This is a genomic window from Polynucleobacter sp. AP-Nino-20-G2, assembly GCF_018688235.1.
GTDB lineage: Bacteria > Pseudomonadota > Gammaproteobacteria > Burkholderiales > Burkholderiaceae > Polynucleobacter.
On the sequence record NZ_CP061313.1, the window covers coordinates 1,753,188 to 1,777,965 of the forward strand.

24 protein-coding genes and 1 pseudogene are annotated in these 24,778 nt (G+C 46.2%); 12 read left to right on the forward strand and 13 right to left on the reverse strand.

Going from position 1 to position 24,778, the window contains the following annotated elements:
- Positions 1-117 precede the first annotated feature (117 nt).
- From FD960_RS09085 to dacB, 4 genes are all read left to right on the forward strand, one after another.
- Positions 118-945 (forward strand): diguanylate phosphodiesterase, encoded by an 828-nt coding sequence (locus tag FD960_RS09085; protein ID WP_215298819.1) that lies wholly within the window; start codon positions 118-120, stop codon positions 943-945.
- The gene (locus FD960_RS09090; protein WP_215298820.1) at positions 945-1,568 is read left to right on the forward strand and encodes a response regulator transcription factor; all 624 of its coding nucleotides are present in this window, start codon (positions 945-947) and stop codon (positions 1,566-1,568) included. The genes FD960_RS09085 and FD960_RS09090 overlap by 1 nt, the downstream gene beginning before the upstream one ends.
- A 7-nt stretch (positions 1,569-1,575) precedes the next feature.
- Positions 1,576-4,014: an ATP-binding protein gene (locus FD960_RS09095; protein ID WP_215298821.1), complete on the forward strand. Its 2,439-nt coding sequence runs from the start codon at positions 1,576-1,578 to the stop codon at positions 4,012-4,014.
- 117 nt (positions 4,015-4,131) lie between these two features.
- Positions 4,132-5,631 carry a D-alanyl-D-alanine carboxypeptidase/D-alanyl-D-alanine-endopeptidase gene (gene dacB, locus FD960_RS09100; protein WP_215298822.1) on the forward strand — a complete coding sequence of 500 codons (1,500 nt, stop codon included), beginning with the start codon at positions 4,132-4,134 and terminating at the stop codon, positions 5,629-5,631.
- Here the strand turns inward: dacB and FD960_RS09105 are convergent.
- The 7 genes from FD960_RS09105 to FD960_RS09135 form a co-directional block, all read right to left on the reverse strand.
- On the reverse strand, positions 5,577-6,671 hold the full coding sequence (locus FD960_RS09105) for an L-threonylcarbamoyladenylate synthase (protein WP_215298823.1): 1,095 nt from the start codon (positions 6,669-6,671) through the stop codon (positions 5,577-5,579). The genes dacB and FD960_RS09105 overlap by 55 nt on opposite strands.
- Positions 6,672-6,673: 2 nt before the next feature.
- Positions 6,674-7,858, reverse strand: a complete 1,185-nt coding sequence (locus tag FD960_RS09110) for a 5-(carboxyamino)imidazole ribonucleotide synthase (RefSeq protein ID WP_215298824.1) — start codon at positions 7,856-7,858, stop codon at positions 6,674-6,676.
- A 5-nt stretch (positions 7,859-7,863) separates the two neighbouring features.
- Positions 7,864-8,358: a 5-(carboxyamino)imidazole ribonucleotide mutase gene (gene purE, locus FD960_RS09115; RefSeq protein WP_215298826.1), complete on the reverse strand. Its 495-nt coding sequence runs from the start codon at positions 8,356-8,358 to the stop codon at positions 7,864-7,866.
- A 93-nt stretch (positions 8,359-8,451) separates the two neighbouring features.
- Positions 8,452-9,348 (reverse strand): phosphoribosylaminoimidazolesuccinocarboxamide synthase, encoded by an 897-nt coding sequence (locus FD960_RS09120; protein WP_215298828.1) that lies wholly within the window; start codon positions 9,346-9,348, stop codon positions 8,452-8,454.
- Positions 9,349-9,355: 7 nt separating this feature from the next.
- Positions 9,356-10,420, reverse strand: a complete 1,065-nt coding sequence (fba, locus tag FD960_RS09125; RefSeq protein WP_215298829.1) for a class II fructose-bisphosphate aldolase — start codon at positions 10,418-10,420, stop codon at positions 9,356-9,358.
- 62 nt (positions 10,421-10,482) lie between these two features.
- Complete coding sequence (pyk, locus tag FD960_RS09130) at positions 10,483-11,919, reverse strand: pyruvate kinase (RefSeq protein WP_215298831.1); 1,437 nt, start codon at positions 11,917-11,919, stop codon at positions 10,483-10,485.
- 2 nt (positions 11,920-11,921) lie between these two features.
- Complete coding sequence (locus FD960_RS09135; protein WP_215298833.1) at positions 11,922-13,133, reverse strand: phosphoglycerate kinase; 1,212 nt, start codon at positions 13,131-13,133, stop codon at positions 11,922-11,924.
- Positions 13,134-13,346: 213 nt separating this feature from the next.
- On the opposite strand from FD960_RS09135, the gene FD960_RS09140 reads away from it, so the two are divergent.
- From FD960_RS09140 to FD960_RS09160, 5 genes are read left to right on the forward strand one after another with little or no spacing between them, the layout of a single operon-like run.
- Complete coding sequence (locus FD960_RS09140; RefSeq protein WP_215298834.1) at positions 13,347-14,270, forward strand: branched-chain amino acid transaminase; 924 nt, start codon at positions 13,347-13,349, stop codon at positions 14,268-14,270.
- A 14-nt stretch (positions 14,271-14,284) separates the two neighbouring features.
- On the forward strand, positions 14,285-14,476 hold the full coding sequence (locus tag FD960_RS09145) for a zinc-finger domain-containing protein (protein WP_215298836.1): 192 nt from the start codon (positions 14,285-14,287) through the stop codon (positions 14,474-14,476).
- Between the two features lie 45 nt (positions 14,477-14,521).
- On the forward strand, positions 14,522-15,562 hold the full coding sequence (gene waaF, locus FD960_RS09150) for a lipopolysaccharide heptosyltransferase II (RefSeq protein ID WP_215298837.1): 1,041 nt from the start codon (positions 14,522-14,524) through the stop codon (positions 15,560-15,562).
- A gap of 2 nt (positions 15,563-15,564) precedes the next feature.
- Complete coding sequence (locus tag FD960_RS09155; RefSeq protein WP_215298839.1) at positions 15,565-15,999, forward strand: nuclear transport factor 2 family protein; 435 nt, start codon at positions 15,565-15,567, stop codon at positions 15,997-15,999.
- 24 nt (positions 16,000-16,023) lie between these two features.
- Positions 16,024-16,638 (forward strand): DUF2946 family protein, encoded by a 615-nt coding sequence (locus tag FD960_RS09160; RefSeq protein WP_215298841.1) that lies wholly within the window; start codon positions 16,024-16,026, stop codon positions 16,636-16,638.
- Here the strand turns inward: FD960_RS09160 and FD960_RS09165 are convergent, their stop codons facing one another.
- The gene (locus FD960_RS09165; protein ID WP_371817429.1) at positions 16,639-18,351 is read right to left on the reverse strand and encodes a M48 family metalloprotease; all 1,713 of its coding nucleotides are present in this window, start codon (positions 18,349-18,351) and stop codon (positions 16,639-16,641) included.
- Between the two features lie 29 nt (positions 18,352-18,380).
- On the opposite strand from FD960_RS09165, the gene moaC reads away from it, so the two are divergent.
- The gene (gene moaC / locus FD960_RS09170) at positions 18,381-18,860 is read left to right on the forward strand and encodes a cyclic pyranopterin monophosphate synthase MoaC (RefSeq protein WP_215298845.1); all 480 of its coding nucleotides are present in this window, start codon (positions 18,381-18,383) and stop codon (positions 18,858-18,860) included.
- Positions 18,861-18,934: 74 nt separating this feature from the next.
- On the forward strand, positions 18,935-19,918 hold the full coding sequence (locus tag FD960_RS09175; protein WP_215298847.1) for a site-specific integrase: 984 nt from the start codon (positions 18,935-18,937) through the stop codon (positions 19,916-19,918).
- 324 nt (positions 19,919-20,242) lie between these two features.
- Here FD960_RS09175 and FD960_RS09180 read toward each other — a convergent pair whose 3' ends face one another.
- Together FD960_RS09180 and FD960_RS09185 are read right to left on the reverse strand one after the other, a co-directional pair.
- Positions 20,243-20,656 carry a hypothetical protein gene (locus FD960_RS09180; RefSeq protein WP_215298849.1) on the reverse strand — a complete coding sequence of 138 codons (414 nt, stop codon included), beginning with the start codon at positions 20,654-20,656 and terminating at the stop codon, positions 20,243-20,245.
- A gap of 434 nt (positions 20,657-21,090) precedes the next feature.
- Positions 21,091-21,639 (reverse strand): hypothetical protein, encoded by a 549-nt coding sequence (locus FD960_RS09185; protein ID WP_215298851.1) that lies wholly within the window; start codon positions 21,637-21,639, stop codon positions 21,091-21,093.
- Between the two features lie 605 nt (positions 21,640-22,244).
- Between FD960_RS09185 and FD960_RS09190 the strand changes: the two are divergent.
- Positions 22,245-22,394 (forward strand): annotated as a pseudogene (locus FD960_RS09190) (cyclic pyranopterin monophosphate synthase MoaC); the annotation flags it as partial.
- 75 nt (positions 22,395-22,469) lie between these two features.
- Here FD960_RS09190 and FD960_RS09195 read toward each other — a convergent pair.
- The 3 genes from FD960_RS09195 to sucD all read right to left on the reverse strand — a co-directional run bounded on the left by FD960_RS09195 (position 22,470) and on the right by sucD (position 24,773).
- Positions 22,470-22,967 (reverse strand): pilin, encoded by a 498-nt coding sequence (locus FD960_RS09195; RefSeq protein ID WP_305849559.1) that lies wholly within the window; start codon positions 22,965-22,967, stop codon positions 22,470-22,472.
- A 122-nt stretch (positions 22,968-23,089) separates the two neighbouring features.
- Positions 23,090-23,797 (reverse strand): TerC family protein, encoded by a 708-nt coding sequence (locus FD960_RS09200; protein ID WP_215298855.1) that lies wholly within the window; start codon positions 23,795-23,797, stop codon positions 23,090-23,092.
- 82 nt (positions 23,798-23,879) lie between these two features.
- Positions 23,880-24,773 (reverse strand): succinate--CoA ligase subunit alpha, encoded by an 894-nt coding sequence (sucD, locus tag FD960_RS09205; protein ID WP_215298857.1) that lies wholly within the window; start codon positions 24,771-24,773, stop codon positions 23,880-23,882.
- Positions 24,774-24,778 lie beyond the last annotated feature (5 nt).

Below are 24,778 nucleotides of genomic sequence, written 5' to 3' on the forward strand. Positions count from 1 at the left end.
CACTTTCTATAATTGAGGCAGGCAGGTAGGAAGATTCCTACACATAAATAAGCCTTAAGCCCTTACCGCTCCAATCTGTCATGCCTAGACTGGCTAATCAATGACTGGAGAATGCTGATGAGCCCGAAATCCCGGCTGTACACGCTTGTAAAGGCTTGGAAGAACAAACCCTTCCAAGAAGTGCGCGATGTCTGTGGCGAGCCTTGGCTTGGCCTGAGTAGCGAAGCGCTCGAAGAATACCAATCCTGGTCTAAACGACAAGCGATTAGTAATGAACCCATCTTTAACACCCAAGGGACAAAACTGACAGGATCCATCTTTAGACCATTACTCACTGCCGCTGAACCTCAGCTCCTCCGCTTATTTATGGAGGGGTTAGACACGATCACCTACTGGTATCGCAGCGGTCGCTTTATTCCGGGAATATTGCCCATCCCCGAAAAGTCCATGGCATCTAGCAACTTTGTGGACGCCTTAATCGATCTGACGCTCAATTCTCGCTTACCAGTTGGCTTGGTCAACTTAGGAATCCAAATAAATGAAGGCGCCGATTATGCAGATCTGAGCAAAGAGGGTTTATTACGCATGCGCCGACTTGGCGTCTTGATTCACTTCCTCAATTTCTCCGGGGCAGCGTCACACATGCGCTGGATTGAAGAAATGCAACCGGAAGGGATTCATCTTGAATTAGGTCAGTTTCGAGTCAATGGTCTACCAGCTGAAATTAATGCACAAATTAAATCGTTTCGCAGTCCAATTTATGCCAGCAAGATCACCTTGCTGAAAGATTTAGAGAACGCAACGAACTTAGGAGCATCTCACTGCTACGGCGGACTAATGATGTCACCGGTTAGCCGCCATCAAATGCTTCACATTAGCGATAGTCGCATCGCTAAAGCCATTTTTTCGCTGCACCCTCATAAAAACCACAATGGAGACAAGTAATGAGAAAACGCGTGATGTTGGTAGACGATCATCCAGCCATGTTGATGGCCTTAAAAAGCATGCTGCAGGACCAATTGCTTTTTGAAATAGTGGGGCAAGCGCAAAACGGGGAGGAGTGCCTTCGCTCGATTAAAGAAGTCAATCCAAATATGGTGATCCTAGATCTCGATATGCCCAAGACGGATGGCTTTGATGTGATTCGCCGCATCGGCCTCATGCATCCCGATGTTCGGATCCTAGTTTTATCCAGCCTTGATGAAGCGGTATATGGTGGACGCGTGAGATCCTTGGGTGCTCATGGCTTTGTCAATAAGACTGCCGGTGCAGACATCATCTTGGCCGCATGTGTCGCCATCTCTCAGGGCTATACCTTTTTCACACACGGTAAAAATGGCAACACCTCTCTAAGCGATGACGACAAACTAGCGTTGATATCGGACCGCGAGCTACAGGTCATGAAATACCTTGGCAAGGGCAATAGCAACCAGCAAATATCAGATCTATTGCATATCAGCAATAAAACCGTTGCGACCTATAAGACGAGAGTGTTTGACAAACTGGGTATTAATAATATTGCCGATTTGATCTTGTTTTGCCGCATGAACAACATTATCGAAAGCTAAGACAGGCATGCATCGGTTCATATTGAAAGGTTTTATTTCTATTTGCTGCCTGAGTGGAGGCTTGGTATACGCCAAGCCCTTTAGCGCAGCAGAACAATTATGGATCGATGCCCATCCTGTCGTGAGATTTAGTATTCATGAAAAATATGCGTCCTTCCTTCAGGAATCAACAAATCCTAAAGACAGGGGCATCTTTAGGTCGCTCTTAACAAAGCTTGAAGAATGCACGCGACAGCAATATCTACCGATATGGAGAAAGTCAGATGAGGATGGCTTGCAACAACTCCTGAAGGGTGAAGTTGACTTCATCATCGATCCACCCGCCATTACAGACCATACTCAGCAATTTGGCACGCTGACCGAATCACTATTTTGGGGGCATGATGCAATCGTCACCCAAAGAGGGGTAAAGCCAGAGGCATCAGCACAGAACACCAAACTCGTCTATTTCGATCGAGGATTTGAGAGCCCGCCCTTTAGTGATACAAAAAACTCAAACTCCGATATTCAAGCAGGCAATCCCAAAGCTTTGATGCAAGCACTCTTGCGTCAGGATATTGAAGCATTGGTGATGCCTATTCGCTTAGCGCACCAACTTCTACAAAACCCTGATCTTGAAAACCTACAGGTTGATGGGATGTATGGCCGAGAGCCCTTTTCTTATCGCTGGTTAATATCCCATCAAGATACCGCTTTACATCAAGTGGTAGGGCATTTTTTAGATGACTTAGACCCGCTTGAGTCTGGCCATGTATTTGGGCTACCTAGCGCACAGAAAACATCCGGGCCGTTTCCAACATCACCCATGCCATGGCTTAGCTTTGCACTATTAATCACTCTTGGAGGGATCATTTTTTATCAACTTCAGAAAAAATATTCCCATCAGAAACAAATAGCGCTGGAGTTAAAACATTCAAAGGAGTTGGCTGAAAAAGCCAATGCAGCCAAATCTGCCTTTTTAGCCACTATGAGTCATGAAATTCGTACCTCGATGAATGCTGTTTTGGGTGTACAGGAATTACTACTGGGGAGCTCCCAGCTTCCCAAAAAAGATAAGCCCCTACTTAGAAGCGCTCAAGCCTCCGCCGAGTCTCTTTTGGGGATGCTCAATCAAGTACTAGATATTTCTAAAATTGAAGCGGGGAAACTCACCCTCAATTTACAGCCTTGCGACCTTCGCCAATTAGTCATCGATATTCATTCGGCATTTTCCACTGTTGCAGAACAACAAAATCTCATTCTTCACACTACGGTTGACCCCAGAGCTGCTGAAGTATTGATGATCGACTCCCTAAGATTGCGACAAGTTCTGCAAAATTTACTGAGCAATGCGATTAAGTTCACAAACCAGGGAGAAATTTATTTTGCCGTCACAGTCCTTGCTGATGATCACGCTGGGCAACTCATTGAATTCAGGGTGATCGATAGCGGGGTTGGCATGGGTGCCGAACAAATTGAACTCGCCCTACAAGCCTTTGAACAGGTTCCCTCCACGCATGAGGCTCACTCTTGCGAAAAAAGCAGAGGTACAGGCCTGGGCTTGACGATCACGAATCATTTGGTGATCTCCATGAACAGCCATCTCTATTTTGAAAGCGCTCCAGGCTTTGGGAGCAATGTGCATTTTTCAGTGGCTTTTCCTAGAACAAGTATTGCCGCATCAAAAAATTCGTTCTTTGACTCCCTTAAGCACTCGCAGAGGAAATTCATTTCTAAGAGGGCGGATGGGGCTAGCCCCATCCATGCCCTCGTCGTGGAAGACCATCCGGCAAGCCGTCAAATTCTCTCCCTACAACTCGAAGCTCTGGGTATCAAATCATGGATTTGCGATAGTGCGAACAGCGCGCTAGATCTCCTCCGCGAACAGCGTTTTGATCTCATGCTCACGGATCAATCTATGCCGGGAATGCAAGGATCAGATCTAGCAAAACAAATTCGAGCGCAGGGTAATCGTGATCTCATCATTATCGGGATCACTGCGGATATCTACGCCTTAGATTCTCGTCACCAGTTTTTATCATCTGGCATGAATAGCGTTCTGATTAAGCCACTGAGTTTAGGAGCGCTTGAAAATGAATTGCTACGTTACTTTGATTCCAGTCCTGCCGCTGGAATTTCCGAGGATGAATATTCTTTCGAAGCTTTTTCAAATCTTATTAAAGATGACCCCACTCAGATACTGATCATCTTAGAAGAAATTAAACGAGTCCATGATGAGGTCTTAAAGGATTTATCAAGTGATCTAGATGCAAATGAATCAACATTCCGTAGTCTGGTTCATAAAGTCAAAGGTGGAGCTCAGCTACTGCAAGCTAAGCAATTTATTGAAGCGTGTAAAGAGCTAGAGGTGTCTGGGCCGATATCTGAACGGGCCCCCAAATTCATTGGATTGCTAGAAGAGCAAAACCGCGTTATTGAGAACTACAAGAAAAGATATCGTCAGTAAGCAGAGTCTTTGGTGATAGAGTCGTCAAGGTTTATCCTATGGGGAATGCGTAATCGATATTCACCACAGTCTTTCAAGTCTCTTTCATGCAAGTGGCTGCTTGCCCTGTGGCTTCTCATGCTGGGCCAATCACCAGCCTATGCGGCAGACTTGGTTAGCCAAGAAACGGCATTGCAATACATCCCTAAGGCGGTTGCTCTTAGCTTAGAAAAAAATCAAATCCCCAAAGAGGCCATCACGATCTCCGTAGTGGAAATTGAACAAAGCCGTAGTGGCAAGGTTTCCGCTAAAACCGAACTGGACTGGCGCTCTAAACAGCCCATGAACCCAGCTTCAACGATGAAGCTCTTAACCACCCTATCAGGACTAGATATTTTGGGGCCTCAATATCGCTGGCGGACCAATGTCTTTACCGATGGACTCATTCGGCAAGGCACCCTCAAGGGTAATATTTATCTACAGGGTACAGGTGATCCAAAATTGATCCCTGAAGAATTAGCCAAGCTGATGAAGGCCCTTCAAAACCTCGGTATTCAGAAAATTGATGGCAATCTGGTCTTTGACAGAAGCGCCTATGCCCCTAGCGTGATGGAACACAACACCATTGATGGCGAGTCCTTACGTGCCTATAACGTTCCACCGGATCCTCTGCTGTACTCTTTTAGAACACTATCTTTTCAGCTAGGAAAATCACGTACTGCGGACTTTATTGATATCAGATATACACCACCACTGTCCCAGCTAAAGGTGGTTAATCAGATGCAATTGATTGATGCGTCGTGCGAAAACTGGAAAAGCAATATTCGCTTTAATTTAGACCCAGAAGGTATCCCCTCCAATAACGAACAATTACTCAATGCACAGTTTTCCGGAAGCTTTCCGAATGCCTGCAAGGGCGTGAATTACAACGTTGTTGCCCTAGATGCCAACACCTTCCTTACCCAAGGATTCGCTGCGGCCTGGGAACTGGCGGGCGGGTCTTGGATTCAAGCTCCAACTGGGAAAGCTGGCTCAGTTCCATTGGCAGCCCGCTTACTGCTTCAGTTTGAGGGAATTAACCTAGCTGACGATGTTCAGGACATTAATAAATACTCCAATAATGTGATGGCGCGCCAGGTGCTTTTAACTATGGCGCTGGAGAAAATGGGTAAGCCCGCCACCACAGAGAATGGTGAGCTCGTAATTCAGAGCTGGCTCAAGAACGCCGGACTGCAGTTTCCGGAACTCGTTGTTGAAAATGGCTCCGGCCTCTCGCGTAATGAAGCGATTTCAGCAGAGCATATGAATCAACTATTAGTGACTGCTCGCAACCTGCCAGTGGGAGATATTTTTTATAACAGCCTACCGATTGCCGGCACAGATGGGACTATGAGAAATCGCCTGATGGCCCATCTACGTAAATTTTTACATCTCAAGAAAAAACCAGAAGCCAGAATTAAAACTGGATCACTTGCTGATGTTAGAGCGATATCTGGTTATGTAATAAGTAAGACTGGCAAGATGTATGCAGTTACCTCTTTTATTAACCACCCTAATGCTTGGAGAGGTTTAGAGGCGCACGATCAATTACTAGCGTGGCTGCTAGACGATGGACCGGAGCCAAAGCACGCGCGCTGAAGCCTATCTCTGACGCCATCCCACTCTTCACCCGTCGGCGGCTCAGGGAAAAGAATGAGATCCCAACCCTGTTGATCCAAATCTCGTAAAGAGCGATATAGCCGACTTGCAAATGCAGTGCTATCGCTCGGCACCACCATCTCTTCAAAATGCACCGATGGATGACCATCATCCCCTAGAGAAGAATCAGAATCCCAGACAGCAACCGCAACACGTGACTTAATATCTGGAAACTCGCTCAGCGCATCCAATACCCGCCCCGGCGAATACATGCGCAGAGGTGTGGTTGGGGCGTAATGGGCACGCAGGCTACCGGAGACTCTTGGAAGATCGCCGCCCTCTTTCGCTTGAATACTCTCACCAGGCAAATACACATGAATACCGGTCTTAGCCAAAATCTCGCCCGGGGTAATGAGGCCAGGCCTTAGCAGAACGGCACGATCACCAGAAGATAAATCAATGATGGTAGATTCGATACCCACTTTACAATCACCGCCATCAAGGATCATCAGATCCAGCATGCCCTCAAACTCACTACGGACATCAGCAGCGCTCGTTGGGGAAACCTTACCAAAGCGATTGGCAGATGGCCCAACAATACCGCCTTTAAATTTACGTAATAGCTCTTGCGCAAGCGGATGAGCAGGCGCGCGTATTGCGACAGTATCTTGACCACCAGTCGCCTCAAGCGGAACACTTTTATCTTTTTTAAATACCAAGGTGAGAGGTCCGGGCCAAAAGGCATGCATCAGCTTAAGCGCATCCTCAGAGATATCCCTCACCCAGGGAGCAAGTACTGGCACCCAATCTACTTGCGCTTGATCAAACTTATCCGGAGCTGCCACATGAACAATCAGCGGATGATTAGAGGGTCGCCCCTTAGCAGCAAATACCTTCTTAATCGCCTCAGGGTTTTTAGCATCAGCGCCTAATCCGTAGACGGTTTCAGTTGGAAAAGCTACTAAACCGCCATCACGCAAAGATTGAACTGCTTCATTAATCACCGCAGAGGATTGCGGAGAGCTACTATCGCTTGACATTTCTAGGGCTCTATCCCCAGCTCAACAGCAACAGCAGCGCAATTTTGGCGAGCTTGATTGATTGACTCGCCTAGGCAATTGATGTGGCCCATCTTTCGACCCATACGTGGATCAGACTTGCCATAAAGGTGCAGCTTAGTGTCAGGATGAGCCAAAACTTGGTCCCAAGCGGGTTCTCTCGCTTTATCTTCACTACCCTCAAACCACAGATCACCCAATAGATTCAACATTGAGACCGGGGCCAGCAGGCGGGTATCACCCAAAGGCAAACGCGCCATACTTCTCACCTGTTGCTCAAACTGACTGCTCACACAAGCGTCCATGGTGTAGTGACCAGAATTGTGTGGACGCGGTGCAATCTCATTCGCAACAATATCGCCATTCTTCAATACAAAGAATTCCACACACAAAACACCAACGTAATCAATCTTACGAATCAGTGCCTTAGCGGCCTCGATAATTTTCTTCTCTTGCGCAGGCTTGAGTGATGGTGCCGGCACAGTGGATGTATGCAAGATCCCATCACGATGAATATTCTGAGAAACCGGATACGAAACCACTGCATCATCGTAACCACGCACCACTAAAGCGGAAACTTCGAAATCTAAATCCATGCGCTTTTCGAGAACGCAGGGAACTTTGCCTAACTCCGCCCAAGCAGCAGCCAAATGCTCGGCCTCATAAATCGTGACCTGGCCTTTGCCGTCATATCCCATGCGAGCCGTCTTCAAAATGCCAGGGAAGAGATCGGCAGGAATATGCGCAATATCCGCATCATGCTCAATCACGAAGTGAGGTGCTGGGCTAATATTGGTTTCCGATTTCCATGTTGCCAAGAATTTTTTCTCGGCAATCCGGTTTTGAGCTAAAGACACGCAACTACTACGCGGCGCAACAAAGACCCCTAGAGACTCAAGCTCATCTAAGGCTTGAGCGGGGACATTTTCAAATTCAGTGCTGACAGATTTACACAGAGTCGCCATCTCTTTTAAAGCGGCAGAGTCAGTGTAATCAGCTTGAATAAATTTTTCGGCGATTGAGCCTGCGGGACTGTCAGAACCAGGATCTAAAACACAGACTTTGTATCCCATAGCCTGAGCAGCCTGAGTAAACATACGCCCCAATTGTCCGCCACCCAAAATTCCTAGATATGAACCCGGCAAAATGGGTTCCAAACGTTCCGCCATCTTATTTAATATCCCGGCAAATTCATTGAGCGAGCAGCATCAGATTGCTTTGCTCGAAACTCTTCCAATTGTTTCGCTAACGCAGGATCATGCAAGGCTAAATTAGCAATCACATGCAAAGCCGCATTGGCAGCGCCAGCTTCACCAATAGCAAATGTAGCGACTGGAATGCCTTTAGGCATTTGCACAATGGAATATAAAGAGTCTTCGCCCCGCAAATATTTGCTAGCAACAGGTACACCAAAGATTGGGACGATAGTTTTGGAGGCAAGCATGCCAGGCAAATGCGCAGCTCCACCAGCGCCAGCAATAATGGCCTGCAGACCATTACTACGAGCATTCTCCGCATACTGGAACATATCGTCTGGCATACGATGGGCAGACAAGACCTTCGCCTCATGAGCAACGCCAAATTGCTCGAGTATTTGAGCGGCGTGCTGCATGGTGTCCCAATCAGAATTGGAACCCATCACTATTCCGACTATTGGCTTCTTACTCATCTAGCTCTCCAAATACTCTTGTCTGACGCAGTTATTCTTTAAGGTCAATCTTATAAGGCTCTATTATCCCAGCCTTTTATAGCCCAAAGGAAATTAAGCCTTAGTCAGGCGAGCCAAGGCTTCGCGGTACTTTTCAGCCGTCTTATCAATCACATCAGTCGGCAACGCAGGCGCTGGAGGTGATTTTGACCAAAGCTTGCCATCTACCATGGCTGTTTCCAACCAGTCGCGGACAAACTGCTTGTCATAAGAAGGCGGGTTAGATCCTACATAGTAAGTTTCTGCAGGCCAAAAACGGGAGGAGTCAGCCGTCAAAATCTCATCCATCAATACCAATTGACCGGCATCATCCAAACCAAATTCAAACTTGGTATCAGCAATGATGATTCCTCTGGTCGCAGCATATTCAGAAGCTTCTTTATACAAACGAATGCTGACCTCGCGAATTTGATTGGCAAGCTTTTCGCCAATCATCTCAACAACTTTTTCAAAAGAAATGTTTTCATCATGCTCGCCCACTTCCGCTTTTGCGGCTGGAGTAAAGATAGGCTCCGGTAATTTCTGAGCATTTTCCAAGCCTTCTGGCAATGCGATGCCACAAACCTTGCCGGTTTCTTTGTAATCTTTCCAACCACTACCAGCGAGGTAACCGCGCACCACCGCTTCAACCAAAATCGGCTTAAGGCGTTTAGCAACAACAGCGCGCCCCTGAACTTGAGCAACCTCATCTGCCGCCACCACACTTGCTGGATCAATGCCAGTTAAGTGGTTCGGAATAACGTTGGCCAATTTATCAAACCAAAAATTAGCCATTTGATTCAGCACGATTCCTTTTTCTGGAATAGGCTGCCCCATCACCACATCGAAAGCGGACAAACGATCGGTAGTGACCATCAATAATTTGTCATCACCGAGTGCATACACATCACGCACTTTCCCTTTAGATAGCAAAGGGAGGGACTTAATAGAGGTTGCGTACAAAGCTGCCATATTTATCTCACTTCACAATCTGGGCTAATTTGCCACTCTTATACAGCTCGGCCATTTTCTCCAAAGAAATTGGCTTAATTTTGGATGCTTGACCTGAACTGCCAAACGCATTGAAACGCGCGATACATACTTTTTTAGCAGCTTCACGAGCAGGCTTTAAATAGTCACGGGGATCGAATTTGCTAGGGTTTTCAAATAAATAACGGCGAATAGCGCCAGTCATAGCAAGACGGATATCCGTATCGATATTGATCTTACGCACACCATGTTTAATGCCTTCTTGAATTTCTTCTACCGGCACACCATAAGTTTCTTTCATATCGCCACCAAACTCACGAATTTCCGCGAGCAACTCTTGAGGAACGCTAGAAGAACCATGCATTACCAAATGCGTATTTGGAATCCGCGCATGAATCTCTTTAATGCGCTCAATGGCCAGAATGTCGCCTGTTGGCTTCTTCGTAAATTTATAAGCGCCGTGACTTGTGCCAATTGCAATCGCTAAGGCATCACATTGAGTCGCTTTAACAAAATCAGCGGCTTGCTCAACATCAGTTAATAACTGCTCGCGAGTCATCTTGCCATCAGCACCATGACCATCTTCTTTGTCGCCCTGCATGGTTTCCAAGGAACCCAATACGCCCAACTCGGCTTCAACAGTAACTCCAATCGAATGCGAGAACTTGACAACTTCCCTAGAAACATCGACGTTGTACTCATAACTTGCTACTGTCTTACCATCTGCCTCTAGAGAGCCATCCATCATGACGCTAGTAAAGCCGCTCTTAATTGCCGCCATACAGACTGCTGGACTTTGACCATGGTCTTGATGCATTACGACAGGAATATGTGGATAGGCTTCGACGGCTGCGGAAATCAAATGACGTAGAAATGCTTCGCCAGCATACTTTCGCGCGCCAGCAGAAGCTTGCATGATCACTGGAGAGTCTGCTTCATTCGCAGCTTCCATGATAGCAGTTACCTGCTCCAAATTATTAACGTTAAATGCCGGTAAGCCATAACCGTTTTCAGCGGCATGATCCAAGAGTTGTCGTAAAGATACTAAAGCCATGATGATCTCTTATTGAATGGTGAGTGATGAATGATTAATGAATATGACTAATCAACGTGAAATTATTTCACTTGAATAATTTTGAGTGAGTTGGTCCCGCCAGGCTCACCCATCGGCTCGCCTGAAGTGAGAACAACTACATCGCCCTTTTCTACCGCGCCCAAGTGCTTCAAGCAATTCTCAACCTCTTGCAAAGCAGCATCACGCTCCTTGGTGTAATCCAATCCAATTGGAAATACATTGCGATAAGTACTCAATGCCCGCTGTGTAGCAATTTTGGAAGTCAAAGCAAAGATCGGCAAATGAATATTGTGACGACTCATCCACACCGCGGTTGAGCCTGACTCAGTTAAGGCTGCAATTGCTTTGGCATTCAAGTGGTGTGCTGTAAATAAGGCGCCTAAAGCAATCGTTTGATCAATACGAGAGAATGTTTGATCCAAGAAATCCGTATCGAGCTTTACACGATCTGACTTTTCAGCCTCAACGCAAATTTCTGCCATTGCTTTAATGGTTTGAACTGGATACATACCAGCAGCTGATTCAGCGGAAAGCATGACCGCATCTGTTCCGTCCAATACAGCATTTGCCACATCGCTGACTTCAGCGCGTGTAGGGACTGGAGCATTAATCATGGACTCCATCATCTGTGTCGCTGTGATGGTGAACTTATCTGCCTCAAGCGCAAGCTTGATCATGCGTTTTTGTAAGGCGGGAACTGCTGGGTTACCTACTTCAATGGCCAAGTCGCCACGCGCGACCATGATGCCGTCACTTTCGGCAATGATGCTTTTCAATGCTTCGATTTCAATGGCTTCGGCGCGCTCTACCTTAGCGATCGTGCGAACTTTACCAACACCATACTTTGCGCTCGCAGCATCTGCCAGCTTTCGGGCATAAGCCATATCCGCACCATCTTTTGGGAAGCTAATGGCTAAGAAATCCACACCCATTGCAATTGCCGCATCCAAATCGGCAATATCTTTTTCTGTCAAAGCGGGAGCAGTTAAACCACCACCAGCTCGGTTGATGCCTTTGTTATTGGAGAGTGGGCCACCTTGCTCAACGAGAGTAAAGATCTCTCCGCCCTTCACGCTCTCAACCCGCAAGACAACCAAGCCATCATTGAGTAAGAGTCGATCGCCAGGTTTCACATCTTGCGGCAACTCCTTGTAATCCAAACCAACACGGCCCTGATCACCAAGCTCGCAAGCCACATCCAAAATAAATTGCTCGCCCTCTTTGAGGAAAATTTTGCTATCAACAAACTTACCAACACGGATTTTTGGTCCTTGGAGGTCGGCCATAATGCCAACCTCTTTACCCACTTCCGCCGAAATACTACGCACTAAATCGTGACGCGCTTTGTGATCCGCCACCGTGCCATGAGAGAAGTTCATCCTCACAACATCAACACCCGCGCGAATCATCTCGCGTAATACTTCAGGCTTTTCTGAAGCAGGTCCTAGTGTGGCAATGATCTTGGTTGCTCTCAACATACTTAGTCTTTCGCTCTTTCAGCAAGCACTGCAAAGGCTGGCAAGGTTTTGCCTTCCAAGAATTCTAGGAAAGCGCCACCGCCAGTAGAGATGTAATCCACTTGATTTTCAATTCCATACTTGGCGATCGCCGCCAAAGTATCACCACCACCTGCAATAGAGAAAGCGGGTGAATGGGCAATTGCTGCTGCCAACATCTTCGTGCCGCCACCAAACTGATCGATCTCAAATACACCCAGTGGGCCATTCCAGACAATCGTGCCAGCGTGTGCCAGCATGATCGACAAACGCGCAGCCGTCTTAGGGCCAATATCCAAAATCATGTCATCTTCAGCAACTTGATCAGCGGGAACACGGTTTGCGCGAGCTAGCGGAGAGAGTTCGTTTGCCACTACAACGTCTTCCGGAATCGGAACATGCGCGCCCCGCTTTTCCATAATCTCCATAATTTCTCTGGCTTCGTTGACTAAATCCGGCTCTGCCAATGACTTACCAATTGGCAAACCTTTCGCCAACATAAAAGTATTCGCAATGCCGCCGCCAACGATCAGCTCATCCACCTTGTCTGCCAAGGCCTTCAAGATTGTCAACTTAGAAGAAACTTTCGAACCCGCCACAATCGCCACCAAAGGACGCTTAGGACTTGCAAGCGCACGACTCAAGGCGTCTAACTCAGCAGCCATCAGCGGACCTGCGCAAGCTATTGGCGCATATTTAGCAACGCCATTGGTAGTTGCTTCGGCACGGTGAGCCGTACCAAAAGCATCGTTGACATAGACATCACAGAGAGCAGCAATCTTTTTAGCCAGCTCGTCATTATTCTTTTTCTCGCCCACATTCAGGCGGCAGTTTTCCAGCAATACCAGCTCACCAGGATTCACTTCAAATCCACCATTTACCCAATCGCTAATTAAAGGCACTTTACGATTCAAAAGAGTAGCAATGCGGTCCGCTACAGGAGCTAGGCTATCTTCAGGCTTAAATTCACCTTCGGTCGGACGTCCTAGGTGAGAAGTCACCATCACCGCAGCGCCAGCGTCCAAACACATTTGAACCGCAGGCATTGAGGCTCTAATGCGGGTGTCCTCAGTAATATTGCCCACATCATCCTGGGGAACATTGAGGTCGGCGCGAATCAAAACCCGCTTTCCCTTCAAAAGGCCTGCTGCAGCTAAGTCACTGAGTCGTTTAACTTTAAATAAGGATTCCGGCATGAGAATAAGCAAATTTGGTGGTTTATGGGGAATGCTCCATTCTAAATCGTCTGGCCTCCCCACCCCAAAGGAATGAAGCCATCAGACCGCCCTGCCTGCTCTACAATAAAGGCTTGGGCGATTTCAGGCTCAGGGGGCCAAAATCCCCTACCTAGCACCCCGTTTTACCGAATTGCATCATCTAATTTATTAAATACTTAAAAGGTAGAAAAAATGTCGATGTCCGACCGCGATGGCTTTATTTGGTCCGATGGGAAGCTGATTCCCTGGCGCGAGGCCAATATTCATGTGCTAACCCACAGTCTCCACTACGGAATGGGGGTATTTGAAGGCATTCGTGCCTATAAGACTCCTCAGGGCACGGCCATTTTCCGCCTACCTGAACACATCAAGCGCCTATTTAATGGAACCAAGATTTTCCAGATGAATATGCCTTACACCCCAGAGCAAATTAGCTCAGGGATTATTGATGTAGTGAACAGCAATAAGCTGGAATCTTGCTATATCCGCCCAATTATTTTTATTGGCTCCCAAAAATTAGGCATTTCCCCTAAAGGCAATAGCATCCACACTGCTATCGCTGCCTGGGAATGGGGCGCCTATTTGGGCGAAGATGGCCTCAATAAGGGCATCCGCGTCAAAACTTCATCATTTACCCGTCACTTTGTGAATTCTTCACTCGTGCGCGCTAAAGCATCTGGCTACTACATCAACTCCATCTTGGCTAATCAAGAAGTTACCGCCAATGGCTACGATGAGGCATTGTTACTAGATACTGAAGGTTATGTATCCGAAGGGTCTGGCGAGAACGTCTTTATGGTGAGCGATGGTATTGTTTACACACCTGACCTCGCATCTTGCTTAGACGGCATTACCCGTGACTCCATTATTCAAATCGTAAAAGACCTTGGTCTCGAGTTACGCGAAAAGCGTATTACTCGTGATGAGATCTATTCTGCGGATGAGGCTTTCTTTACCGGTACCGCTGCTGAAGTAACGCCAATTCGTGAATTAGATGATCGCACTATCGGTGATGGCAAGCGCGGTCCAATCACTGAGAAAATTCAGAAGACCTATTTTGATGCGGTCTACGGCAGAAGCGATAAATATAAGTCTTGGCTGACTTACGTTAAGTAATAGGAAATCAGAGAATGAGTGACGCTCAAGTTGTGATGGTTAATGGCAATACAGACTTACCTTTGCATTGCCCAACCAATAAAACTCCTAGCTGGAATTCACATCCCCGTGTATTTCTAGATGTTGCTAAAACAGGTGAAGCAAAGTGTCCTTATTGCGGCACTGAGTACAAACTCATTCCTGGCACAGAGCCCCACGGGCACTAAGCCTACCAGCACCCCATCACGGGGTGCTGAGTCGGGATACCTCATATGAACCGTATTCTGATCATCGCCCCCAATTGGATTGGTGATGCTGTCATGTCCCAGCCCCTGCTGGCGAATCTCAAAGAAATTTATCCGCAGTCCCGTATTGATGTTGTAGCAAGTCCCTGGGTTGCGCCCATATATCGCGCATGCACCGAAGTAAGCCAAGTCATTGAAGCAGGATTAGCCCACAAACAATTGCAGTGGAGTTTGCGCAAAGAGCTAGCGAAACAACTTGAAGTCAATCAATACGATGCATGTTTTGTACTGCCTAATAGTTTTAAATCTGCGCTAATCCCATGGCTTGCTAATATTCCATTGCGCATTGGCTATCGCGGAGAACTGCGTTTTGGATTAATTAATATCGCCCTAGAGAATCCAAATAAAGTGAATCGCCCGCCAATGGCAAATCACTACCTCGCCTTAAGTAATGCGCTCGAACCTGTTGAAATATCTAGACCAGACAAGAGTGCTGATCCCAAACTTCAAGTATCGGGTGTAGCAACTCAATCTGTGCTTTCTAAATTAGCGCAGGCCGGTATTGATCAAAAAAGGATTTATGTTTTTTGTCCAGGCGCGGAATACGGTCCAACAAAACGTTGGCCCACCGAACACTTTGCTAACCTTGGGCAGCAATTGCTTGCTCGTGAGCCTCAAGCAAGCATTATTCTCTTGGGTGGCAAAGGCGATCGCGCCTTAGCAGAAAGCATTCAAATACAAGCCACTCAGCTTCCTCAAATTCATAACTGGTGTGGAGATACCTCTCTAGATGAGGCGATTGCGCTCATCGGCATGTGCAAAGCGCTGATAAGTAATGATTCCGGCTTGATGCACATCGGTGCAGCATTAAAAGTACCGCAGGTAGCCATTTTTGGCTCAAGCGATCCGCACCACACGCCACCCCTATCTGATAAAGCCAAAGTGCTTTGGTTAAATTTGCCTTGCAGTCCCTGTCATAAAAGAGAGTGTCCATTAGGCCACCTCAAATGTCTTAAAGATATCCCGCCCGAAAATGTCATGAGCGTCATTCAAACACTAGAAAGTTAGATATGCCTAAACTTGCCAGACTCTTTCAAAATGCCGACGAAGTGGTAGATGCATGGCGCGACGCTCTAAAACATCGGGATGTCAAAGGAGCATTGGCAATTTGGCTAGATGATGACTCAATCACCTGCGTACTCCCAGAAGGTCAGCGTCTTAGTGGCCATGCGGAAATCCGCGCAGGCTTAGAGCGCTTGCTCGCCAAACAAGCGCTCTTTCTTGAGCCCATCGCCTGCATTAGTCACTCCGTCCTTGGAGCTGCCGTATATGACACCACTGAAGCAGTGCATTTACGAGCCGATCAAATAGAAGCGGAATTCTTTTTAAACATCACCCTCGTACTGTTACAAGACAGTCAAGGCTGGCGCATTGCGCATTTGCATGCAAGCCATTCAACTGAAGATACTTTTGATGCACCCTCAACACCTCACGGCCTGCATTAAATCACTGTGAAGGCTCGCCACTAAATGGATGAACAGGTTCTCCGATCCCTCATCAAGTGGCCCAGTGTCCCTGATTGCTTTGGGTGGCTAGCATTAGATCGGCGCGGTCAATGGCGCATGCGCGATGAATATGCACAGAGAAATCAACTGGCAGGAAACGTCATTCAGCATGTCGCCCTTAATGAATTCATTTCTAGAAATTACGCCTGCGATACCTTGGGTAGATATTTCTTCCAAAATGGCCCTCAAAGAGTGTTCATCACGCTGGACGCTACCCCATGGATCGCTCGAATCATTCCTAGTGATAGCGGCCCTCAACTGCTCACACAATGTGGCACCGCAATCACACCGCACTTGGCGCTGAGCGATGAAATGGGCAATATTTACATTGCGGGATTGATCTCACAACCAACCGAGCAAAATGTGGCAAGTCATGTTTTTACCAACCAAGAGTCTGTATCGGTAGCACTCTTACATGACCATGATTTAGATCTTTTTTCAGAGCACTCCAAGATCCATGAAGATGCCTGCAGTTTTAGGGGCACATGGAAATGGTATGAAAAAGAATTGCCCATTGAGCCCATTTACTCATCAGAATTAAGCGAACGCTTTCACTTCATCAAAAAACCTAGCAACTGATTATCTTGGGGCGCTCTTGCCCTGCTCCTTGAGCTCTTCTTGGTATTGCTTTTGCATTTCACGAAGCCGAGCATCGATGCTTGAACCTTGATAAAAATCTGCCCCGCCAGATGCGCGTGCAATTTTTAATTGTTCAAGTGCTGATGGCCACGCACCCTCAAGCGCATACTTTTCACCCAAAGCGTAATGGCGCATGGGCACATTCTTTGCTTGATCATAGGCATTTGAGAGCATCGCCCACCAAACCACCTCATTAGGCTGTGCTCTAGTGCGAGCCTTTAGCCAAGCAATAGCGTCATTAGTGCGGCCTAACTTCAGGTAAGCGTTCATCATTGCGGCACCCGCCGCATAAGATTGCGGATAAGCGCGTAAGGTAGCCTGCGCTAGCTGCAAAGCCTCTTCATTCTTCCCCTTGGCTAAAGCTAGTTCTGAGGCGGTGATATCCAGCGAGAGGCTCTGTCTTTGAACGGGCGAGCCTGGGGCAATTGCACTATTGGCAAGATTGCGGGCTTGTTGCAAATACGTTGTCGCTTGATCGATGCGACCCTGCTTCTGCGCAATGAGAGCTAGTCCATAAAACCCTTCCATCTGCTTGCCGGGGCTAGATTGCTTACTCAAGCTCTCAAACTGATTTTTAAGGTCATACATACCGCTAGAGGTGCCTGACTGCTCCATTCGAGCACGCGCTTTAATGAAGTAAAACTCCACCGCAGTGGGAACATTCTTATTGGATATATTACGCGCGCGATCCTGCATGTCTGCAATACGATCAGTAGTTAAGGGGTGGGTGCGCACATAAGATGGAACACCGTTATCCATAATCCCTGTTGCTTTTTGCAAGCGTTGGAAAAACCCTGGTGCGCCATTTACATCATAGCCACTGGCCGCCAAAATCTGAAAGCCAATGCGATCTGCTTCACGCTCTGCATCCCTGGAATAGGAGAGCTGATTATTCACGGCAAGCGCTTGACCGCCCTGCATCAGACCAGAGGCTGCACCTGGATTGCGAGATGCAGCTAAAGCACCCAAGATCATTCCTGCCAGAGCGATCATCGTATTGGTAGTCTGCTGATCCATCTGACGCGCCAAATGGCGCTGCAAGACGTGGCCTGTCTCATGGCCCATCACAGATGCCACTTCGGAGTCTGATTCAGCGCTGGTCAGCAAACCAGTATGGAATCCAATAAATCCTCCAGGCAAAGCAAACGCATTAATACTGCTGTCTTTCACTGCAAATACTTCAAAGTTATAAGCACCACTACCCTGCTCGTTTGCACCACCCAGTTGCAAGCGCTTCGCGGACTGCAGTAAGCGCCGCTCCATTTGATTTAAGAAGTCGTATATAGGTAAATCATTTGAATAATCTGGATCCGGACGAATCTGGCGCATGATCATTTCGCCATACTTTTTCTCATCCAAGCGACTTAAAGCATCACCGCCAGGATCACCCATATCGGGTAATACAAAACTGGGTTGAGATTGCGATGTATTGCGGGTTGGCAAGTTTGAGGAGCGGGCATCGGGAGACTGAACGGCTCTCCCCAAATTTTGCAAAGCCGCTGAATCCCCCTGGACAGAAACATCACCTACCACCGCCGAGGAAGCGCTTCCCGCAGCGTAAACAAAACCAGCGCTAGGCCAAGCTAATGCCAAAATTAATTGGCCAGCCAGAATCCGCCTAAAAATAGATGATTTTTCTGATGACTTTCTCACTTCCATCCCTATATGGTAAAACTTATCCCATGAACAAACTAACTCATTTTGATACCAGCGGCCAAGCCCATATGGTTAATGTTGGCGATAAGCCCCATACCCATCGAATCGCCCTCGCCACAGGCAAGATTACGATGCTTCCCCAAACCTTCAACATGATTGAGGCAGGCACCCATAAAAAGGGGGATGTTTTGGGTATCGCCCGAATTGCAGGTATTCAGGCCTCTAAGAAAACATCGGATCTGATCCCGCTCTGCCATCCTCTAGCCCTGACCCACGTTAGTCTGGAGCTCTCACTCAATGCAGAAGAAAGTAGCATCACCTGCAAAGTGAGAGCTGAGACCACCGGTCCCACCGGCGTTGAAATGGAAGCCCTCACCGCAGTCCAAGTTGCCCTCCTCACAATCTACGACATGGCCAAAGCTGTTGATAGGGGTATGGTGATGGGAGATGTTCACCTTCTAGAGAAAAGTGGCGGAAAGTCTGGTGAATGGAAGGCGGGAGAGTAAACGCTAACCTAGCTTCGTCTCAAAGCATGTAACTTTTAGTCTTGTCCAAATCTTGTCCAAATGAGGGATAAGAAATGGCATCAATACGCAATCGCAATGGAGTATGGCAAGCACGAGTAATTCGCAAAGGCCATGCACCAGTTACCAAATCATTTCACAGCAAACAAGATGCTCAGCAATGGGCACGGCAAATTGAAGCAGAAATAGATAAGGGCAGCTTTGTAAATACTGTCCTTGCAGAACGCACCACATTTAAGGAAGCCATCACTCGATATATAGAAGAGGTGCTTCCCACGATGCGGGGAGGAAGTGCCGATGTAATTCGCCTGCATGCACTTGCCAGAACTCCTATCTCTAAGCTGAGCATGGCAGCCTTAACCCCCCAGAAGTTGGCAGCATATAGAGATGCAAGGCTGAAGCAAGTTGCACCTGCTACCGTGATTAGAGAATTGGCTTATTTCTCCTCCATCATTAACCATGCAAGACGGGAATGGGGCATCAATATCAATAACCCAGTATTGCTGATTAAGAAGCCGATAAACCCTCAAAGTAGAAGCCGAGTTCTGAATCACGAGGAAACTAACAAATTGTTAGATGCCCTAAAGCCAACTGGCCGCAAAAGTATTTGGATGCAACCCTTAGTCTTATTAGCTCTTGAAACTGCCATGCGCCGAGGTGAGCTATTGGGTTTGAGATGGGAACATATTGACCTAGATAGGCGCACCGCTTATTTAGAAATCACCAAAAATGGGGATAGCCGCATTGTCCCCCTCTCCTCCGTTGCTATTGAAATTTTGCAGGCAATTCCTAGATGCATAGATGGCAGGGTGTTTCCTATCAACCATGCAGCAGTATCAGCAAACTTTGATAGAGCAAGAAAGCGGGCTGGAATTGAAAATATTCGCTTTCACGACCTAAGAAGAACAGCAATCACCGCCCTTGCCATGAAGCTCCCTAACTTAATAGAGCTATCTCATGTATCAGGACATAGAAGTCTAGGGGTATTAAAGCGCTACTACCAGCCAAACCCCGTAGAGCTTGCACGAAAGCTAGGGTAGATATTGTTAGGAATTTTTTGGAATGTTATGTAATACGATTTGTTTTTACTATTAAATTCAATGCTTTAGTGCATTGTTAGATTGTTATGAAAATTTTGACCTATACATGGGGGGAAAGAGAAAGAGCTTTCCTCACAATGCAACAAGCACTCGCTAATGCTCAAAATTTTTTAGAGGCTATATATATATAATTTTTGCTAACAATCTAACAATACCCCTAACATTCCTCGCAAAGCCATATGCTATATAGGTTTTCTATTGTTAGGAAATCTTGCAGTTTTTGATAACAATAGCCCTAACAATAGAAGCCAATTTATAACAATGCTAATTACCCATTAATCCTCCAGTAACCCCTAATATGTGAGGCGGCCTTTTTATTGCTACTTTAAGAGGCTTCTTATTTGTTGGGGGGGACAACTGTTGGTCTAAAAAACGAACCTTACCAAAGGCTTGAAAACGTTGCCATCTGACATAACGGGTATCGCCTTCCTGTTTTCCAGTCCTAGATACTATTTTGCTTAACTCCTCTTTGAATATCTTTCCTTGTTCAGTTTTTGGTTCTTTTTCAGCCCAATCATATCCAAATATTTCTGAAGCTTTGTAAGCAGCAACTTCCATAGCATGAGCAGTACCCGCCATTCGTAGCAAATTTTCAATTACCTGCATTTCTGAAAAGGGCTCAAATGCAGGCTCACTCTTTCTAGCCCTCCTAATTAACTCTTCTTTTAAATCTGACATAGTAGCTCCATCTAGTTTGTTAAATTTAAGCAAAATGCTTAATGTTTTCTACATCAAATTAGATTTTTTCGCCCCAAAAATACAATAAATATTTTTATTGTGATACGAATTACTTGGCAGACTGATAACCAACTCTGTTACCACTACTATCGTATATATTAATTACATCAGATGAGGATTTAACTTCGTACCCTATTCGATTGCCTTGATTGTCGTATAAGGAATTCTGAGAGTTCAAATTGCTAGAATTATTTTGCCAATTCTGTGGAGAGTTCTGCCAATTTTGAGAACTATTACTCCAGTTCTCCTGAGAGTTCTGCCAATTTTGTGGCGAATTTTTCCAACTTGTTACTTGAGCGACTGAAGATAGGCAATACCCCAAGGATAAGAAAGCGCACAAGAAATTTTTAAGGATAAATATTCCTTGAGGTCGCTTACAGGTCATTTAAATTTCTCAGCACAGATTCAGAAGTCTTAATATTCGCATCTAGCTCAATCCTTGATGCCCTGGAGCTAGAAGAATTAAGCGCATCCGATGACTGCTTGATAACTAAATTTGCAACTTCATAAGCCCTCTTCTTTGCCCCCTCAAATTTTTGTGCATTCCCTAATTCTCGATAATTTGCGGCAAGCCAATAATGGCAAACTGGACTCATGTAATAAACGCTTATGCATTGTTCTGCAGCCTTAAGACTTGCTTTGTAATCCCCTAATTTAAAATCTGCAATAACAATATCCGTGCGAATTTCATTTTCAAATTTTTTTGTATATAAGCCTTTACACTCAACTAACGCCTTATTAGCCTTCTGCTTCATCAATCTCCAGTCTCCTAGAGATATGGCGCCACTTCTCTCAGTCAGAGCGTTATTACATTCGTCTTGATTCGCATAAACATATGTCTGCGCTCCGACAACCCATGTCACTGAAAGCACAAAGAGTCTTATTAAATTAACTAATTTCATGCTTCTTGCTGCCTGTTTCATAGCGAAATCCCTTTCAATGGACTTTTAGGTAAGTTTTCAACGCTAACATGGCCAACTACGTGCCCTGCTTTCATTTTCTTTAAGGCACTTTCTTCAATTATCGAAATACGCATTTTTAAAGGTATAGCTACGCAACGATTAGCCCAGACTGCCTTTTTAAGGTCTAAATCGGTTTCGACAAGAAATACATCCCTTAGACAAGTAGAGCAGTATTTAACCCCCGCTGGGTAGTTTTCTAGCGATTCAAGACTCTCCCATGTCTTTGAGCACTTATATTTAAACTCGCAATTCCTGATTTGTGGCTCTTCTAGCGGCATACCCAGCTCCTTTTTTAAACCCTCCCTAATAGCTATAGCAAAAAAAGGGCGCAAAAAGCAAGTGCCCAAAAAATAAATTTTGAACGAGCAGATTTAAGTACATAGGTTGGATTAGGTTCCATCTGCAGAATTCTTGGGGGTGGGGTCAAATGCAGCACATTCGGATATTTATACAAGGGGTAGGGGTTGTTATTGTTTCCACTCCATATACGGATAGACCGCATCTCGTGCTAATCTTTGTCCAAATGTTGTCCAAATAAACCTAAGGATTTGGCCAAGATTGAAGTTACCGGCGTTGAGATGGAAGCCCTCACAGCAGTCCAGGTAGCACTCCTCACCATCTACGATATGGCCAAAGCTGTTGATAGGGGTATGGTGATGGGAGATGTTCACCTTCTAGAGAAAAGTGGCGGAAAGTCTGGTGAATGGAAGGCTTAATAGAAGAACTGGACTATGTAAGCAATTAAGCCACCCGTGGGTGGCTTAATTGCTTATGAGGTAGTGATAACTACGTTACTTCGTAATACGGCACTCTGAAGGCAGTAACTGAGGTAATAAATTTGTTTCAGTGGAGCGGCAAGACCAACCACCAGCCCAAGTCGATCCCTCAGGTTTAGAGAGGTCGATTGGTTTTGGCAAATTGGCATCGGGATCATTAGTCGGAATTAGGTGCAGCGTATTTTTATTCTCGGGCGCCACATTATTTTGGTAGTCAATTGCGATTGCTCCTGAGGGCGTAATCTCAATTAACTTCACGCTACGAGTAGGCACAAAGGTAAATGAGCCATTAGTAGCCTCATCCATTGCGACAGTACCCTTGCTTGCAAAAGCTTCGGTTACCGCAAGCTTTGCACTAGAAGAAAGATTCATCCCCTCTACGATACGACTACGTGCAATGTAATCCTGATACTGGGGCACAGCTACGGCAACTAAGATACCAATAATGGCGACCACCACCATCACCTCAATCAAGGTAAAACCGGACTCGTGCTGCTGATCTTGTGTAGACATATTCATTGGCTCCTGAGGGTTAAATACCTCATCATCCAGTCTATACCCATCAAACTCAAGATGTCCAAATGTAAGAAAAGCCGGCTTTAGGGGCCGGCTTTTCCGATTCATGCGATAGAAAATTAATGCGCTTCTTTAGCCGCGTGCTTTTTCTTCATATAAGTACCAAGAAGAATCACGACCGCCACACCAATCACTTCAAAGGCTAACTTGGCATCACCAAGAGCAGCTTGAATGCTATCTTTGATAGCGGGATCTTCAACCAACATACCGCCAGCCAACAAGCCTAATAAACCCGCACCCAAAGTAATGATGATTGGAAAGCGTTCCATTACCTTCAGCAACATAGCACTTCCGAAAATGATCAATGGGATAGACATACCAAGACCAACAATCAAGAGCAAGAGACGGGTCTCTTCAGGCCCCTTTTGAGCGGCAGCGGCAACGGCTAATACGTTATCCAAACTCATTACCAAATCAGCAATCAAGATCGTACGAATAGCAGCCCAAATACTAGACTCAGCCTTCATATCCTCTTCACCATCACTATCCGCCAGTAACTGAACACCGATATACACGAGTAGGATCGCGCCAACGATTTTCAAGTAAGGAAGGGTAAGTAACGCAACCGCAGTAATGGTGAGAATGATACGCAACACAATGGCAGCGGCACTACCCCAAAAAATGGCTTTCTTTTGCTGATGAGGAGGCAAGTTACGTGACGCCAGTGCAATCACAACTGCGTTATCACCAGACAACAAAATATTAGCAACGATAATTGAGAGTAGCGCAGCCCAAAAAGTTGCGTCAGAAAATGCTGAAAAATCCATAAAGTCTCCGTGCTTTTATATGTTTTAGTTTTAACTACTAGGCATAACTAAAAGCATGCCGACGAATCGGCATGCTTTTTTATTACAACATGGCTTTGAGTAAAGCAGCCATTTCTGAAGGGTTTCTTGTTACTTTGAAGCCACACTCTTCCATTACGGCAAGCTTGGCATCAGCAGTATCGGCACCACCAGAAATCAATGCGCCAGCGTGGCCCATACGTTTTCCAGGGGGCGCTGTAACACCAGCGATAAATCCAACTACTGGCTTCTTCATATTCTCTTTGCACCAGCGTGCTGCTTCAGCCTCATCTGGTCCGCCGATTTCACCAATCATGATCACTGCATCAGTATCTGGATCTTCGTTAAACATTCTCATCACATCAATATGCTTGAGACCGTTGATTGGGTCGCCACCAATACCAACCGCCGTGGATTGACCTAGACCAATTGCTGTCAATTGACCAACCGCTTCATAAGTCAATGTACCGGAACGGCTCACAACACCAATACGGCCCTTCTTATGAATATGGCCAGGCATGATGCCGATTTTGATTTCGTCTGGAGTAATAATTCCAGGGCAATTTGGGCCAAGCAATAAAGTCTTCTTACCGCCAGCGGCTTCTTTTGCATGCATCTTATTGCGCACTTCCAACATATCCTTGACTGGAATGCCTTCAGTAATGCAAATGACGAAGTCAAGGTCGGCTTCAACAGCTTCCCAAATTGCAGCTGCCGCACCAGGAGGCGGAACATAAATTACAGAGGTAGTTGCGCCAGTTTGTTGAGCAGCCTCTTTAACAGTTCCATAAATTGGAATGTTGAAAATTGACTCGCCTGCTTTTTTAGGATTTACACCAGCAACAAAACAGTTTTTACCGTTTGCGTATTCCTGGCACTTTTCAGTGTGGAATTGGCCAGTCTTACCAGTAATACCTTGAGTAATTACTTTAGTATTTTTATTTACCAAAATAGACATATTGA